This is a genomic window from Paenibacillus barcinonensis (assembly GCF_003217495.1).
Lineage (GTDB): Bacteria > Bacillota > Bacilli > Paenibacillales > Paenibacillaceae > Paenibacillus > Paenibacillus barcinonensis.
The window spans coordinates 67,284-83,336 of sequence record NZ_QJSW01000002.1; the positions used below are offsets into that span (position 1 = coordinate 67,284).

The 16,053-nt window shown below is 48.6% G+C and carries 10 protein-coding genes; 1 reads left to right on the plus strand and 9 read right to left on the minus strand.

What is annotated here, in order from left to right:
- Positions 1-255: 255 nt before the first annotated feature.
- The 9 genes from DFQ00_RS03405 to leuC form a co-directional block, all read right to left on the minus strand.
- Positions 256-3,936, minus strand: a complete 3,681-nt coding sequence (locus DFQ00_RS03405; RefSeq protein ID WP_110894194.1) for a dynamin family protein — start codon at positions 3,934-3,936, stop codon at positions 256-258.
- Between the two features lie 392 nt (positions 3,937-4,328).
- Positions 4,329-4,601, minus strand: a complete 273-nt coding sequence (locus DFQ00_RS03410) for an NAD/NADP transhydrogenase alpha subunit (RefSeq protein ID WP_110894196.1) — start codon at positions 4,599-4,601, stop codon at positions 4,329-4,331.
- 2 nt (positions 4,602-4,603) lie between these two features.
- Complete coding sequence (gene nth / locus DFQ00_RS03415; RefSeq protein ID WP_110894198.1) at positions 4,604-5,320, minus strand: endonuclease III; 717 nt, start codon at positions 5,318-5,320, stop codon at positions 4,604-4,606.
- A 98-nt stretch (positions 5,321-5,418) separates the two neighbouring features.
- Positions 5,419-8,157 (minus strand): S-layer homology domain-containing protein, encoded by a 2,739-nt coding sequence (locus DFQ00_RS03420; protein WP_110894200.1) that lies wholly within the window; start codon positions 8,155-8,157, stop codon positions 5,419-5,421.
- A 231-nt stretch (positions 8,158-8,388) separates the two neighbouring features.
- The gene (locus DFQ00_RS03425; RefSeq protein WP_110894203.1) at positions 8,389-9,069 is read right to left on the minus strand and encodes a GerMN domain-containing protein; all 681 of its coding nucleotides are present in this window, start codon (positions 9,067-9,069) and stop codon (positions 8,389-8,391) included.
- Positions 9,070-9,103: 34 nt separating this feature from the next.
- A complete protein-coding gene (locus DFQ00_RS03430) occupies positions 9,104-10,513 on the minus strand; it encodes an N-acetylmuramoyl-L-alanine amidase family protein (protein WP_110894205.1) in 1,410 nt (469 codons plus the stop codon).
- A gap of 241 nt (positions 10,514-10,754) precedes the next feature.
- Positions 10,755-12,176 (minus strand): N-acetylmuramoyl-L-alanine amidase family protein, encoded by a 1,422-nt coding sequence (locus DFQ00_RS03435; protein WP_110894207.1) that lies wholly within the window; start codon positions 12,174-12,176, stop codon positions 10,755-10,757.
- 382 nt (positions 12,177-12,558) lie between these two features.
- Positions 12,559-13,161, minus strand: coding sequence for a 3-isopropylmalate dehydratase small subunit (leuD, locus tag DFQ00_RS03440; RefSeq protein ID WP_110894209.1), 603 nt, complete (start codon positions 13,159-13,161; stop codon positions 12,559-12,561).
- A 31-nt stretch (positions 13,162-13,192) separates the two neighbouring features.
- Positions 13,193-14,614, minus strand: coding sequence for a 3-isopropylmalate dehydratase large subunit (gene leuC / locus DFQ00_RS03445; RefSeq protein WP_110894211.1), 1,422 nt, complete (start codon positions 14,612-14,614; stop codon positions 13,193-13,195).
- Positions 14,615-15,084: 470 nt separating this feature from the next.
- On the opposite strand from leuC, the gene DFQ00_RS03450 reads away from it, so the two are divergent.
- On the plus strand, positions 15,085-16,017 hold the full coding sequence (locus DFQ00_RS03450; RefSeq protein WP_110894213.1) for a LysR family transcriptional regulator: 933 nt from the start codon (positions 15,085-15,087) through the stop codon (positions 16,015-16,017).
- The last annotated feature ends 36 nt before the right edge of the window (positions 16,018-16,053 follow it).

Below are 16,053 nucleotides of genomic sequence, written 5' to 3' on the forward strand. Positions count from 1 at the left end.
AATCAAATGTTTGAATATTCTCTATATTTCAGGTTGTTCATACCAAAAAAAGGCTCCCTGTATGCCTTTACAGCGGGAGCCTTTTTGAATGTGTTTTCGCAACATTTTCAAAGTATTGCGGAATCACTCATTTATTTTACAAACGTTTCCATAATCACAACCCATATGTGGTTGACCAGCCTGGTCCCGGAGCACTAGACTACCTGCCGCATATCGCAAGTGATTCGCACAGGTTGATGAGAGCTCCCTAACCTTTTATTCCTGCATCTGTTCCAGTTGTGCAGACAAAGACGCCCATTGCTCGGCCGGAATTCCACTTTCAAGTGTTTCCTGTATGCCGCTAATGGCTTCATCCAGTCTTTCGGTGAGCTGGCGTGCTTGATGCTGCACCGACTGACCAACCTGCGCATCATAAAATTGAACCAGCGTTTGTTCCGAGGCGGGCAGCGCTTCAATAATCATCTGCTTCAGCACAGAATCAAGGGCCTCCTGAAGGCGCTGGCGTCCGTCTCCTTCAAAGAACTGCTTCGGATTACGGAAGTAACTCCAGTAGTTTTTCCAACCAGACGGTTCCTCCAGCCGGATCTCCTCCAGCACCGGTGTGTTCCATTTCTCTTCCAGCGTTAAGGATAAGTCAATGCCACCTGTCAGCTGCTTCACCTCATCTATGCATTCCGTCACTTGTTTGGCAACCCATGCTTGCCCGGTCTGCTCCAGTCTCAGTGTCGTAGCAAGCAATTCCTGCTCAAGCTCAATGCCAATCATTCGCAGCAGTTCCCGGCCACATGCGGCAAAAGCTGTTTTTAGATTGCCCTGATCTTCTCGCAGCACCGAGGGGTGGAACGCTTCTGCCATAAACTGACCGAGCCGGAACGCAAGACGCTGTCTGACATGGAAGAGCAATTCATTGGTTTCCTGTGCCAACTCATCCCTCATCGCCCGTTGTGCCAGTCGCTGTATCCGCTCCCTGGACTGGCCGGATATCGTTTCCAGTTCATTCCGACGCTTACGAAGTGTTTCTTCCCCTTGAGCTGCATCTTCAGCGCGTTGTTTCAACCGCTGAATTACTCTTGCCAGCTCCTCCGAGGCTCCGACTACTGCCAGATCAGCCAGCTCCTTGCCTGCAAACCGATTAAATTCCTCTTCGAAGCGGATAAATCCGGACTGCTGCAGCAGATCCGCATTCCCCTCCATCTTGCCCTCCATCGCCATAATGCTGGATACCGGGAAGAGACGCGGCAAACGAATGCCGTTGCTGCGAAGCTCTGTGCCTACATGCTCCAGCACCTGCTCCAGTTCTTCTTCAGACGACGATAAGTCACTCGCATTCACCACAAAGAACATTTGATCCATGGCAGAGCTGTCCTTGACCCGGCCCAGCTGATTCAGGAACTGCCGATCTCCTTGGGAGAAGGCGTGATTATAATAAGTGACAAAAATGAGCGCATCGGCATTTTTCATATAATTAAACGTTACACCCGTGTGCCGGGCATTGACTGAATCTGCTCCTGGTGTATCCACCAGTACAATGCCCTGTTCGGTTACATCACAGCTGTAATACAGATCAATCGAATCAACAAAACAGGATTTCTTCTCATTCGCTACAAAATTGCGATATCCATTCAGATCGACCAGCACGTCCTGTCCCAGCTGATCCTGCGTCTCCTGCCAGCCAGCCGCAGCAGCTTGCAAAAAGCTGTAATGCGGACGTCCTGCCGGATGAACATCCTGCGGTGTCAGAGACTTCACACGCTTCTGCCATTCCGCACCAGGCTCACCAAGCCCCAGCAGGCGGAAGGAATACGCCAGGTCCTCCTGGAAGGCGTCCAGGGTCTTCATACGGACCCGGGCTGTTCCATGCTCCGCGCCGCCGGCCGGAGCCATAATGCGGTTGATCGCCGCTGTCGTTGGATGCGGCGACACGGGTAAGACGGCTTCGCCCAGCAAGGCGTTGGCGAAGGAGGATTTGCCCGCGCTGAACGCACCGAACAGCGCGAGCGTAAACGTGCCGCCCGCAAGCGAAGCTGCGCGTGCACGCAAATCCCGTACCGCCGACCCCATGGCGGGGTACGGCTCCACCAACGCAGCAGCGGCTTCCAGCCGTGCCGCTGCTGCGTCCAGGCGCCGGCGGCGTTCCGCGCCAGCCGCCGCCGTTGCGCCCTGCGCCGCTGCTGCGCGCGGCGGCGCAGGGGCCTGCGTCTGTGGCTGCGCCGCCACAGACGCGGACGTGCCCGCCTGAGGACCGGGAGCTTCGCCCGGTCCAGGCGCGGGCACGTGCGGGCCCTTCACCTCCGGCAACAGCCCGGAGGTGAGGGGGCCCGCAGGAGGCAGCAGGCTGCGCAGCGCTGCTGCCTCTTCGGCGGCGGCGCGCTGAAGCGCCGTGTAGCGCGCCGCCGCCGCGGATTGCGCCAGCAGCGCTGCGCGGCTGGCGTCCAGCGCCTGGAGCGCGGCTTCGCCCTGCGCAGCCAGCGCCTCCAGGATGCGGTCGGCCAGCGCCATGGCCGACTTGCGATACCGGGCCTCGATCTCGCCCCGGACATCCTTGCTGAATTGCAGCACATACTCAGGCGACAGCTCTGCACTCGCACTTCGTTTCAGTTCAAGCAATTCTTCATCTATTGCAGGCAGCTCGTCATTCAATGCCTGCTCCCACTCTGCCCCCCAAATTTGATGGGCTTCCCCCAGCTGTCTGAGCATTGTGCGCACATGAACCTGCACTTGACTGGAGGTTTGATCCTCTAGCAATCTTACCAGTTCCGAAACCCGACGCTGCTTCTCCTGCTCCGTCTTGCCGCCGGAGAACAGCAATCCTACCCGGAAACCCGGCTTACGGCTTTCCAAGTAACTGCCTGCAGAGCTTCGAATATCCGCAGGTGTAAGATTGGCATTGGCCAGCAGCGAATCAAGCTCTGCTCTGAACTTTTCGCGTATCCGCGAAGGCATCGCCCGAAGGTCAGAAGCTTGTTCATCCAGAAGTGTCAGCTCCCGTGACAACCGTTCAATGCCTTCCTGTCCGCCAATCTCCTCCAGAAGTGCAGTCTCCTCATCTTCCCGTTTCCCAGCCTCGCGGCTCAGGTGCTGCTCTGTAATATGACGAGCCGAACTAGCCAGGCTGTGTGAGATCAGCTCCTCTTTGCTCTTCATCATCTGGGTAATAAGTTCAGGTAGCTGCTGCCACTGATTATATCTGTGCTGTTGATCCCGCAACGAGGTAAACAGCAGGCCATCATAACGCACTTCCCACGCTTCAAAGATGACCTCTACTCCTTGCACATATTGTTCAAACGAGAGCTCACGCTCCCGGTGCTTATCAATCTGGTTCACAATCAGGAACAGCGGCTTGCCCCAATCGGACAAACTTTTCGCAAAAGAAAGATTGGTTTCGGACTGAACATGATTGTAGTCCATCACATAGAACACAACATCCGCCAGATGCAGTGCTGAATGTGTCGCCAGGCTATGCCCACGATCCGTTGAATCTACGCCCGGAGTATCCAGTAACACGGCGTCATCCTGCAAAAGCGGAATATGATCCCATACTTCAATAGAGCTGTATGCCCCACCATTTTTACAGTACACCTCAAGTTCTTCGGGCGAAACCTCCAGTGTGCCTTTATTGCTGTTGTCATTGTCAGCGCTTACGTTCGGAGATGTATAAATAAGTGCTCTCGGCCTGCCATTACGAATGGCAACCACATTGGCACTGGTTGGCACAGGGCTGGAGGGCAGTACCCTTTTACCACACAAGCTGTTAATCAGACTCGATTTGCCTGCCGAGAAATGTCCGCAGAACGCAATCGTCAAATGTTTTGTTTCTGCCTTGCTGATTAAATCCGTTATTGCCTCTACAGCGGTTTGGTCTCCTGTCTTCTCCATTGCTTCACGCAGTGGATTCAAAGGTGTGGCCACTTCTGCTGGGAAATCTGTTCTGGACATGACTGGCCTTCCTCCTGGCTCCTCTAATTTGACATCCATATCGACGTCAATCTCTGTAATATCTCATATAGTTTAACATTATCATGTTTGAATTTGAACGTTTTCACGCGAATCTGCATGTAGATGGATTCCAGATCAATATCATTGCAATACGAGATCATTTCTACCCGCAATCCGTTCTTAACACAATGTATGTACCATTTACATGTATGGATAAAAAAATAAAACCGATCATGTCGGTTTTACAAGTCTGTACTATAGCTTCCGGCTCACACGGAATGTTCATCATCAAAAAACTGACCGCATGACATGCCATCCCATCAGCACATACCACGGAACTAACGTGTCACTGCAGCCAGGTTCTTGATCATAGATTTTGAATTATATAAAACTTAGGATACTGCATTTTCCATTTCAGGAAGCAAAATTTCAAAAACTTGTCCATGCTGCAGAATAGTAATGTTTCTGCCTTTGTCTCTCATCACAACGACTTCTGGTTTAGTAGACATACGCTCCAGATAATGTTCAGGCACATCGCCAGAGTGGCTTACAGTGATGCCCTCCACTTCTTTTTCTTCATTCTCAGCCATATCCTGTTCAACGATCTGTTCAAAAATATCGGAGAAGGCTTCAAAGTTGTCAGTGTACACGGAAATGCATTTCATCATTATTCATCCTTTTCTGCTGTTGAATTTAACTTTCGTTTTCGGGGAGTTACACGTTCCTTATCTTTCCTGATCTGGGACGTTTTCATACGTTTTTTCCCTTCCCTGCATATGTCCAGTAACGGACAGACATGACATTGGGGGGATTGAGCCTTGCAATGGTAGCGTCCAAAAAATATAAACCGGTGATGAGTTATAGTCCATTCATCCCGAGGTACGCGCTTCATCAGTTTCTTCTCGACTTCAAGTACCGAGTCATCCCAACCAGCAAGCCCAAGTCTCTTCGAGACACGTTCGACATGGGTATCTACAGCAATCGCCGGTACTCCAAACGCGTTCGACACAACGACATTTGCGGTTTTTCGTCCTACTCCTGGCAAAGTGACAAGCTGATCATGCTCCTGCGGTACGTCACCGCCATACTGCTCTATTAGAATTCGGCACATGTTCTGGATATGCTTGGCCTTGTTTCGGTACAGTCCAATTCGACGAATATCCTGCTCCAGCTCTTCAAGAGGAACCGACAGATAATCCGCTGGACTTTTGTACTTTTGAAACAAATCTGCAGTCACTTTATTAACCGTTTCATCGGTACACTGCGCAGATAGAAGCACCGCTACCGTCAATTCAAATGCATTGCTGTGATTTAATTCGCAATGTGCATCAGGAAACATGGCTTCCATTGTTTCGAGTATATGTCTAACCGTCGCTGCATTCATGAAGAGCTACCTCCCAAAAAGCTTGCAAAAAAAACGTCTTGATGCGGGAAAGATCCCGCATCAAGACGGTCATTCTTTTGATCCTCGAAAAGAAACGATTACTGTTTTTGAATCTCAAGCACAACATTGTTCAAGAGATACAATACAATATTATCATTATCTCTGAGAGATTGCACGCTTAAAGTATTGTCACCCTGGTGAACAAATACGCTCGAACCCAGTGCAAAACGATAATTGGTGTCCATTGTCGTTTCCCGTTTAACCAAAATCTGGTTTCCTACTCCATCATAGGACCAGAACTGTTTACTCATGACAGTAAGTACCCGGAACCGTGTGGAGTTATCCGTATCTTTGGTCATTTCTACACGATCACCCACTGTGAGGTTACTTAAAGAGGTTAATGTCGAGCCCGATTTCACAACTTTCACCGCTCCCGAGATCGCCACCTTATCTGTCGAACCATTGAACTGCTTCAAGGTTACGGAGGTAGCATCCACCGCTGTCACTTCAGCAAGTGTACGTTTGACAACCTGAACTGCTTTTGGTGTTGCCCCTTCAAAGGTCACATTAATCAGACTACCTGTAACCAGCTGTGCAGGAGTCATCGTTTGTCCGTTTTCATTCGTCAACACCGCTTGGTCCACGTAGAACTGACTTGTGAGCAGATCGGCCTTCACTCGAACACGACCATTGGTTTCCACACCTGTAACTTCAAACTGGGCCGCGGACTTCAGTGCAATCTTCTGTACCACATCCTGATTTGATCCAAGAGTAACGGTAACACTGTCCCCAATCTTCAGATCAGACAAGCTTGCACTGGATTTATTATACATTTCCACCGTCGGAGCCGTTGTGTATGGTACAGACACCGTTTGACTGCCGGATAACAAGCTGATTTTTCTGTTGGTTGTATCAATACTTGTGATCGTTCCCTCGTACTTGTAGATTACCTTTACAGATAATGCACGAGTGCCTACATAGGTCAGATCCAGTTTACGACCGTCGTTCAGCAAGGCTTCCAGTCCCGCCAAAGTCGGCTTCGCTGCGTTATAGTCCATTTTTGTTTTTTCATCCAGTGTAAACACATACGGCTTTTTATTGGCATCCAATACTGTGAGCACTTTTGTTTTGCTGTTGTACGAGACAACTGTAGCTCCGTTCAAAGGCTCCATCTGACGTCCAATGACCTGAATACGTGTCACCTGGTCATCGCTGTTTAACGTAAGCTCAACCTTGTCACCGTTGCTTGCATCTGTAATCAGATCATTCAGTGTTGCATCCTGGATGCCGTTAATAATTACTTCCGGCTTCTCAATCAGAAGCTTGGCTTCAAGGGAGCCTCCATCACGTTTAAACGTCACTGTAGACTGATTGCCACCGATCTCAACAAGTGTTCCGCGAACGGATTGTTCAACCCCTTGAGAGAGCTCAATCGTCTGCAGCACACTGTCTTTTACCGTATACTTCACAGCACTTCCTGCCTTCAGATCAGACAAAGACAGAATGCGATTCTGATAACGAATGATCAGATTATCAGTGTAGGTGTACTGTTCTGTCGCTCCTGCTGTATTGACCAGCTTGATCGTTTTTCCAGAAGTCTGAACTTCAGCAACCACACCGTTATCAGTTTTGTTCACAATACCGGATTTCACACGCACCAATACTGTCTTTTTGTCAGCTGAAAATGTCTCGCGCTGCACTTCAATAATACTGTCCGCCGTAATGTCAGACAATTTAATGGCAGCTCCATTTTGATCAACGAATGCCGTGCTCTCATCATACGCATAGGTTTCATAATTTTCACCTACGAACAGGCCAATTTTATTACCCGAAAGCTTCCGTGCAAACGTTCCTTCAATGCTCTCCACCTGAGGTTTCGCATCAACGACCTCGACGTAAGAGGCACCACCTGCTGAGCCTACAATCAGCACTTTGGTGTACAGCTTCACATCCGATGCAGCTGCTCTTGTTTCACTATCCTTGGTAAAATAAGGGGTACTGCTGTTCACTGCATAGTTCACGGTCTTGCCATCAACCACCAGCGTGATCTGCCCATCCTTTAATCCGGTCACATAACCTGTTGCTGTATTTGGATACTTCGTATCCGTCAACGATTCCCCGCGGCTGAAAAACGTCGCGAGCTGCGCACGAGTTACCGAACCTGTCGGATTAAACTTGTTGCCATCCAGGCCTTTGGCCAGATCCAGACTAACAGCCAGATTTACATACCCTTTAGCACTGTCGGAGATACTTGCATTGTCCGCAAAACCTGTAGACTGATTATTTTGAGCCTTTGCTTCAGCATCCTTGTTAAGCGAGCGAATCAACAGTTTAGTAATCCATTCACGTGTCGCCGGTTTTTGGCCCCATGTTGTTTTGGATACATCCGCAGATGCCTCTTCCGTTTTATCCACGAGTCCCAGTTGAAGTGCGAGCGCAACATAAGGCTTAAAGTAGTTCCCTACTTCCATAGTTGTCGGTAATGCCGTAGCCGTGCTTGTGTTCAATTGGGATTCCATGTTCATAAAACGGACAGCCATCGTTATCGCTTCCTGCTGCGTTACCGCGTCCCCAGGACGGAACAGACCGTTGTTACCGAGAAGAATGCCTTGGTACGCCAGTTTATATACATGTTTCTCAGCCCAAAATCCGGCCTTGATGTCACTGAACAAACCCGTCGGTGCAACCGTGCTGTTCACTGCCGCACTTTGACCCTGCCCAGTCTGTGTTGAGTCTGCTGCCATGGCAGCTCCGCCCGAGCTCAGGGCCATCATGCCTGCAAGCACGACTGATGCTACTTTTTTAGAGTGTGATGGATGATTATATTTAAAAGTCACCTATGATTCCCCTCTCTCATGTAAAACGACCTAATTCCGTGAGTCCACGGTAACACATTAGAAGCAGGACCTAGGACGTGTCTTGAAACCTACTGAAGTGCATCTTTTACCGCCTTTTCGCCCCTGCTGCGTCACTTTCCCTTAACGTGCCCCGGCACGCCTGCGGAAAACTTCCTGGCTTGGAACGAAAATTCAGCAAAATCTGCCGACTTCAACGTTTTCAGACACGCCCTAGTTGGATCTTGTCATTGGATGCTCAAGATCCACATGTCCCATTAAACTTTCAGATGATTTCCCGTCTACCAGCAGATCAAGTGATTTCACTTCTTCGAACTGGAAAAATGTTTGTTTCAGGGCATCCAATGCGAATACTTCGCCACCCGCACCAAGACGTGCTGTATCTGGCATATGAATATCCAGTGTCAGTGCCCCCTCCTTGAACTGAACCGATTTCAGCTCAATGTCTTTAGACCAGAGTGGTACAAGCTTTTCATCCTTACTTTGCTGTAAGGAAGCAAAAGCCGCTTTGTATTTTTCATCCTCCGATGCAAATGCAATCTCGGCTGATGCTTTATGCAGCTCAAGCTCCTCCGGATCAGTGTAGAACACTTCAATGGACTTCTGCTGCTTGCTGTCCGATGTTGAAGGCTTGTCCGTAGACGTTTCACCTCCAGAGCTTGTTCCCCCCGAACTGCCATTTGCCGAGTTGGATGGTGTTGTATTTTCCTCGGAACCCGCCGTCGCAGGGTCGGTAATGACCTGACCATCTACCTCTGTTACGCCGTTTCCTGTTTGTGTCTCTGTTCCCGCACCTTGTGTCTGGCTCGGAGCAGCTGTCGGTTTACTGCCGCATCCAGCAGCTACGGCCATTACGGTAACCAGCAAAGCTGCGATCCATATTTTTTTGTTCATTCTAACTCCGCCTCCTCAGCATAAGGGTTGTCCCTTATTGAATTCCCAGATACTCTTTGATCCCAGCAACAATACCTTTCGCTACATTGTTTTGGAAATTTTCCGTAAACAGTACAGCCTCATCACCCTTGTTGCTAAGGAATCCTCCCTCCAGCAAAACTGCTGGCATGGTTGTTTCGCGGGTTACATGGAGGCTGGCCATCTTAACACCACGGTCTTTCAGTCCCGAAGTCTGCACAAGATACTTATGCATAATGTTAGCCAGTTCCTTGCTTACCGAACGGGAATAATAGGTTTCTACTCCCGATGCCGCGACTGGGCCGCTGTTCGCATGAATAGAGATAAAGATATCTGCATTTATGTTTTGTGCTATTTTCACACGTTCTTTCAATGCGAGAAATGTATCATCGCTGCGAGTTAATACAACGTCGATTTTAGGCTCTTTTTTCAGAAGCGCATCCACTTTCAAGGCCATGGCAAGATTGAAATCTTTTTCTCTTTTGCCCGTAACACCAATAGCCCCTGGGTCTTGATCTCCGTGTCCGGCATCAATGACGACAACCTTTTTGCCATTGTTACCAACAGGGGGAGCAGGTGTACCACCTTGATTGTTCAGATCAATCATGACCATTCCAGAATCGTTCTGCACGCTATATCCTTTCGAGCCTGTCAGATCAATGACAAAACGAATCGTCGAAGGACTGTTACTGAATAAGGAATAACGAATTTGAGATACGTCTGGATAACCGCTAACGACGAGCTGACCATTCTGGTTGCTATCCAGTGCCTGACCTTGGCTGAAGGAATCAGCAAATGCAGTATTCGGCAAGTCAACTACAATGCGATCCGGTCCTGTCATCGTGAAGACGTTCGGCTTCGTACTTCCACTAGTTGCAATCATAAAGCGGTTGTCACTAAAGCTGATGCCGTTCACCAGTACAAGACCTTCCTGATCCGTTCCTCCACCATTACCACCAGAGCTAGGGGGAGTCGTTGTCCCGTTTCCAGAACCTGAATTCTGGGTATCTAATGTTACCGTCTTTGTGGTATTGTTCCAACCCACCTTGAGACCCATTTGCTCTCCGATAAACCGAAGAGGCACCAATGTCGTACCGTTTTTCACGAGGGGCGGGGCATCCAGGTCTACGTTACTGCCGTTCACCGTTGCCGTCTTTTGTCCAACAATCATCTGCATGGCAGTGTTGTCTTTGCTAATCGTCACCGTTTGCGACTGCTGCTTCCAATCCACGGAATATCCCAGACTCTCGGATACGACACGAATCGGTACCATCACTTTGTTGTTGATGTTCTCCGCTTTTGCACCCGCAGGCTGCACGATTTCGTTCCCGTCTAGGATAATTTTCGTGTCTGCATCTGCATGACTATAGCCCGGGAATACAAGCCCGAAGACAAATAACAGTACCAAAAAACCGAACTTCTTCATCCTTCACCCCTACCAATCTCATATTTTTTTGCCGCATGTTGCAGGATCGCAACTTCCACAAGACACGTGGGCATTACCAGACACCTATTAGACGCCTTGCAATCTCAAAAGTTGCGAATATATTCCAACATAACAGAAAAAAAACGTTGACAGATCAAGCTTTTTTTCATTTTAATGTCTGAAATTTTCCTTTTTTATCAAATATGCATCTTGAAACAACGTGTTGGTCTAACCTGCATAATTACGAAACTCTGTTCGTCATACTCAAATATTCTATAATTCCATCTACGATGGCTTGAGCACATTGATTCTGATATGACTCTGATAACATTACAGCTTCGTCAGACGGGTTACTGAGAAAACCCAGTTCAAGCAGGACGGCTGGCATCGTTGTTTCTCTGGTTACATGTAGACTTGCTACTTTTACGCCACGGTCCTTGAGTCCTGTAACAGGCAATACGTGCTTGTGAAGTGTCTCGGCAAGGGTTCTGCTCGCCTCGCGTGTATACAGCGCCTCAATTCCGTTAGGAACAGGCGTCGTAAATTTGTTTCCATGAATAGATACAAATAGATCCGCTTGATTCAGCTTCGCTATATCGACACGTTGCTGAAGCGAAAGCTCGGTGTCATCCTGACGTGTAATTACGGTCTGAATATTCGGATTTTGCTCCAGAAGAGCCTTCACTTTAAGTCCGACAGCAAGATTAAAATCCTTCTCATATGCTCCTGTTACACTGATCGCCCCTGATTGGCGTCCCCCATGTCCCGGGTCAATGACAACTACGGCTTTACCGCTTTTCTCCGGCAAGGAAGGCACGCCTTCAGAGGCTTCACTCCCTGCCATAAGGTCAACGAGAAGCACGTTATTCTCTCCAAGTGACCAATTTGCAACAGCACTTTGGTTTAAATCCAGAACGATACGTACCGTTGAGGGAGAACTGCTGAACATGGCAAACCTTACTTTGGAAACCAGAGCAGAATCAAGAATATTGATCTGTCCGCTTCCGTCAGGACTGGAGGCTTGTCCCTGCACAAACGTTTGTGCGAAGGTTGTATTCGGCAGGTCCACTATAACCCGTTCAGGCCCGCTTATACTCGATACTTTAGGACTAATGCTTCCGCTTGTCGCTATGATCAGGCGATCACCGCTGTAACTTATACTTTGCAGCTCACTTAACCCAACCGGAGCAGACGGATCTACCGGGTCACTGTCACTCTCTGGCTCTACAACAGGCGGTATGCTGAGCAGGCTAACCGTTTTAGTTCTATTGTCCCAGCCCACCTGAAGACCCATGCCCTCACCGACAAAGCGCAGTGGAACAAGTGTTGTCCCTTGTTTAATCAGTGGCGGTGCATCCAGGTTAACTACGTTCCCGTTAACCGTTGCAGCATCTTTGCCCGCAGTCATTGCAATGAAGCTGCTTCCTTTCTGAACGTGCACCGTCTGCGTTGCCTGCTCCCACTTGACGTCGTAACCCAGATTTTCGGACACAATCCGGATCGGCACCATAACGGTTTTACCAATATTCTCTGCTGGAGCTCCCACCTTCTGATCAATTGCGACCCCATCCAGCACAATGGAAGGCACACGATCTGCATGAGCCATCATCGGGAAAAGACAAAGGAACAGGACAAAAAAGACTGCTGCCGACCATTTCTTCATACGTCATCCACCATTCTTATTAGGTTATAAACATTCCACCTGCTGCTTGGGATAAATCTTGTAAAGCGATATGTACCCTTCCATAATCTACTATTCAGTCTATCAGATATTGTCTAATGATCCGGTTACAACGTTGTCATATTTAGTCGGAAAACGGATGTGAAGGATTGTCGCTATGCAAGAAATCATTCACCACTTATAACCTCTAATGATACTCCCCATAAATCACAAAAGCCTCTAAGCACTGCCTGAAAACAACAAGTTTTCAGAGCGCTTAGAGGCGAATTGCTATAAATAAAGCTATAAACCGAGTTCATCAAGCTTCAGTCAGTTGATTTTATAAATCAGATCCATGGCTCAAGCTTTCGATAACAGCGTTCGTTTACCCAAACAATTTGGCTGCATGGCGTTGTTCATAAGCTGTAATGGCATCATCATGCTGAAGTGTCAGACCGATATCATCCAGTCCTTGCAACAGGAACTGGCGGCGGTGCTCATCCAGATCAAAATCAATATGCAAACCGTGTGCATCCGTAATCGTTTTGTTTTCCAGACTAACATTCAGCTCATAGTTCTCATGGTTGGCTGTACGCTGGAACAAGTCCTCTACTTGCTCTTCAGAGAGCTTGATTGGCAGGATGCCGTTTTTAAAACAGTTGTTATAGAAGATATCCGCAAAAGATGGTGCAATCACACAACGGAATCCATAGTCCATGATCGCCCATGGTGCATGCTCACGTGAGGAGCCGCAGCCAAAGTTGGCACGAGAAATCAAAACAGATGCTCCCTGATAACGAGGTTTGTTCATCTCGAAGGACGGGTTGTTATTGCCCTCTTCGTCAAAACGCCATTCATAGAACAAAAATTGTCCAAATCCGGTACGTTCAATCCGTTTCAAAAATTGTTTCGGAATAATTGCGTCTGTATCTACATTGACCCGGTCTACCGGAGCAACGATGCCTTGCAGTGTTTTGAATGCTTCCATATATTCCATTCTCCCTTCTGACAGTTATCGCTTAGATCGCTGCTTCTGTTTTGAAATTCCAGTCACGTACATCTACAAAATGTCCTTTAACCGCTGCCGCTGCTGCCATCGCTGGTGATACCAGATGTGTACGACCTCCGCGGCCTTGACGTCCTTCGAAGTTACGGTTCGATGTTGATGCACAGCGTTGTCCTGGCTGCAGTACGTCCGGGTTCATCGCAAGACACATACTGCATCCTGCATCACGCCATTCAAAACCGGCTTCCGTGAAGATTTTGTCCAAACCTTCTTTCTCCGCCTGAATCTTAACGCGTCCTGAACCTGGCACAACAATAGCAGTTACGTTGCTGGAGACGGTGTGTCCTTGAGCAACCTTCGCTGCTGCACGCAGATCCTCAATCCGTCCGTTTGTGCATGAACCGATAAATACATAATCTACCGGAATTTCAGAGATTGGTGTTCCAGGGGCAAGACCCATATATTCAAGCGCTTTTTCAGCGGCTTTACGTTCATTTTCAGTCGGCAGCTCTGACGGTACAGGTACTTTGGAAGAGATATCTGTTCCCATTCCAGGGCTAGTGCCCCAAGTAACTTGCGGGATCAGAGACTCCACATCAATTTCAACGACGCGGTCAAACTCTGCACCCTCATCTGTTACAAGCTCTTTCCAAGCCGCAACTGCTTCGTCGAACTTCTCACCTGCTGGTACATATTCACGACCACGCAGATATTCAAATGTTGTTTCGTCCGGTGCGATCATGCCCGCTCTTGCTCCGCCCTCAATGGACATGTTGCATACCGTCATGCGCTCTTCCATGCTCAGCTCACGGATCGACTCACCTGTGTATTCAATAACATAACCTGTTGCAAAGTCAGTGCCATATTTGGCAATAACCGCGAGGATCATGTCTTTTGCCGTTACACCCGGATTACGTTTGCCGACAAAACGGACTTCCATCGTTTTTGCTTTCGCTTGCTGCAAACATTGGGTTGCCATAACGTGCTCCACTTCACTTGTTCCGATACCAAATGCAAGTGCACCAAATGCACCATGAGTGGATGTGTGGCTGTCTCCGCATACAATCGTTTTACCCGGATGAGTCAGGCCCAGCTCAGGTCCCATAACGTGTACAACACCTTGGTCGATCGTGTCCAGATCGTACAGCTTCACACCGAAGTCGCGGCAGTTCTGCGACAGAGTGTCAATCTGCTGTTTGGAGATCGGGTCCGTAATGTTGAAGCGATCCTTCGTTGGCACGTTGTGGTCCATCGTTGCAAATGTCAGCTCCGGACGGCGAACTTTGCGGCCGCTCAAGCGAAGACCTTCAAATGCTTGTGGAGATGTTACTTCATGCACCAGATGCAGGTCGATATACAGAATACTCGGTTTTCCTTCTTCCTGATGAATCACGTGATTTTCCCAGATTTTCTCAAACATCGTTTTTTTACTCATCATTTTCACCTCATCATAAGTTCGGTCCTTGGAAGAGCCTCTTGCGTTTGCGTGTAAAAAGTGAAGCTCTTGAATGACATTAATATATCATCCTGTCCTTCATTGTTCCAAGATATAATATCTATAGATGTTATAGGTTAAACCTATAATGGGGAAAATGGAAAGAAACCGCTGTTCATAACAGCAGTTTTAATTGATAACAATTATCATTATCATGTAATCCCTATACTACGTTGCTGTTCTGCTTCTGTCAATGCTTTAGTGTGTAATCTTTTATTTGGCGGCTCCATAAATACTCAGCTCTGTGCCGGCCTTAACCAATGCAGGCCTCATCCAGAGCAAATGCAGTTGTGCTCGTGATCACGAGCGTTTGATCTGGAGTCCAACGAATTTTGGCGTCTTAGTCATGACGAATTTTCAGCCTTTTAATGATATAATAGCCACATCAATGAAAGGAATGACATCAGATTATGGAATTCAGACAACTTCAATATACACTGCAAATTGCAGCTGAACGAAACTTTTCAAGAGCGGCGGAGAAATTACATATTGCGCAGCCTTCCTTGAGCCAGCAGCTATCCAAGCTAGAGAAGGAGCTCGGAGTTCTGCTTTTTCAAAGGAATACCAGTACAGTTGAGTTGACTCATGCGGGAGTCACATTTGTAGAGCAGGCTCAGAAAATTGTCGATGCCGTGGAGCTGCTGCGTCAGGAAATGTCCGATATTTCACAGCTTCGCAAAGGAAAGGTTGTTGTTGGCAGCATGCCAATCACCGGCTCTCATCTGCTTCCGCATGTACTCCCTGCTTTTCAGATGGCGTATCCTGATATAGAGGTCACTTTGCTAGAGGATTCCGGTGTTGCACTCGAAAAGCTGACGGCCAGCGGCAAGGCTGACCTCAGTCTGCTTTCCTTGCCTTTGCAGGAGCCAAGCTTGTCTTATGTTACGATTGGTGAGGAACGCATTGATCTGGCCGTACCACCGAATCATCGCTTGGCGCATCGCGGAGACCCTGAGCATCCACAGCCTGTGCGAATTGATGAGCTTCAGGAAGAGCCCTTCGTCGTATTAAAAAAGGGGCAGGGCTTTCGCAAGCTGACATTTGATCTGTGCGAACAGGCCGGCTTTGATCCACAGGTTGTGTTTGAGAGCACTAACATTGAAACGCTGCAATCGCTGGTGGCAACAGGCATGGGCATCACTCTGGTTCCCCGCTTTATCGCCCGTGCTCCGCGCAGTGAATTCGTGCCCGTGTACGTACCACTTGCCGATCCGACACCGAGCCGTACTCTTGTTGTCGCTTACCGTCAAGGTCGAGTGCTGTCCAAAGCAGCCGAGGCCTTCATTCAAACCTTTCAGCAAACGGTCGCAGCGCTTTCTAAATCCGATAGCTTGCCAGGTTGAGGTGCTGGCTGCCCAGACCGTTTACAGTTTATGGTT

Excerpts from the sequence above, each read along its gene's own strand:
- DFQ00_RS03430 (WP_110894205.1), bottom strand. The coding sequence starts at position 10,513 with ATGAAGAAGTTCGGTTTTTTGGTACTGTTATTTGTCTTCGGGCTTGTA.
- leuC (WP_110894211.1), bottom strand. The coding sequence starts at position 14,614 with ATGAGTAAAAAAACGATGTTTGAGAAAATCTGGGAAAATCACGTGATT.
- DFQ00_RS03410 (WP_110894196.1), bottom strand. The coding sequence starts at position 4,601 with ATGAAATGCATTTCCGTGTACACTGACAACTTTGAAGCCTTCTCCGAT.
- DFQ00_RS03425 (WP_110894203.1), bottom strand. The coding sequence starts at position 9,069 with ATGAACAAAAAAATATGGATCGCAGCTTTGCTGGTTACCGTAATGGCC.
- DFQ00_RS03405 (WP_110894194.1), bottom strand. The coding sequence starts at position 3,936 with ATGTCCAGAACAGATTTCCCAGCAGAAGTGGCCACACCTTTGAATCCA.
- nth (WP_110894198.1), bottom strand. The coding sequence starts at position 5,320 with ATGAATGCAGCGACGGTTAGACATATACTCGAAACAATGGAAGCCATG.
- DFQ00_RS03435 (WP_110894207.1), bottom strand. The coding sequence starts at position 12,176 with ATGAAGAAATGGTCGGCAGCAGTCTTTTTTGTCCTGTTCCTTTGTCTT.
- DFQ00_RS03450 (WP_110894213.1), top strand. The coding sequence starts at position 15,085 with ATGGAATTCAGACAACTTCAATATACACTGCAAATTGCAGCTGAACGA.
- leuD (WP_110894209.1), bottom strand. The coding sequence starts at position 13,161 with ATGGAAGCATTCAAAACACTGCAAGGCATCGTTGCTCCGGTAGACCGG.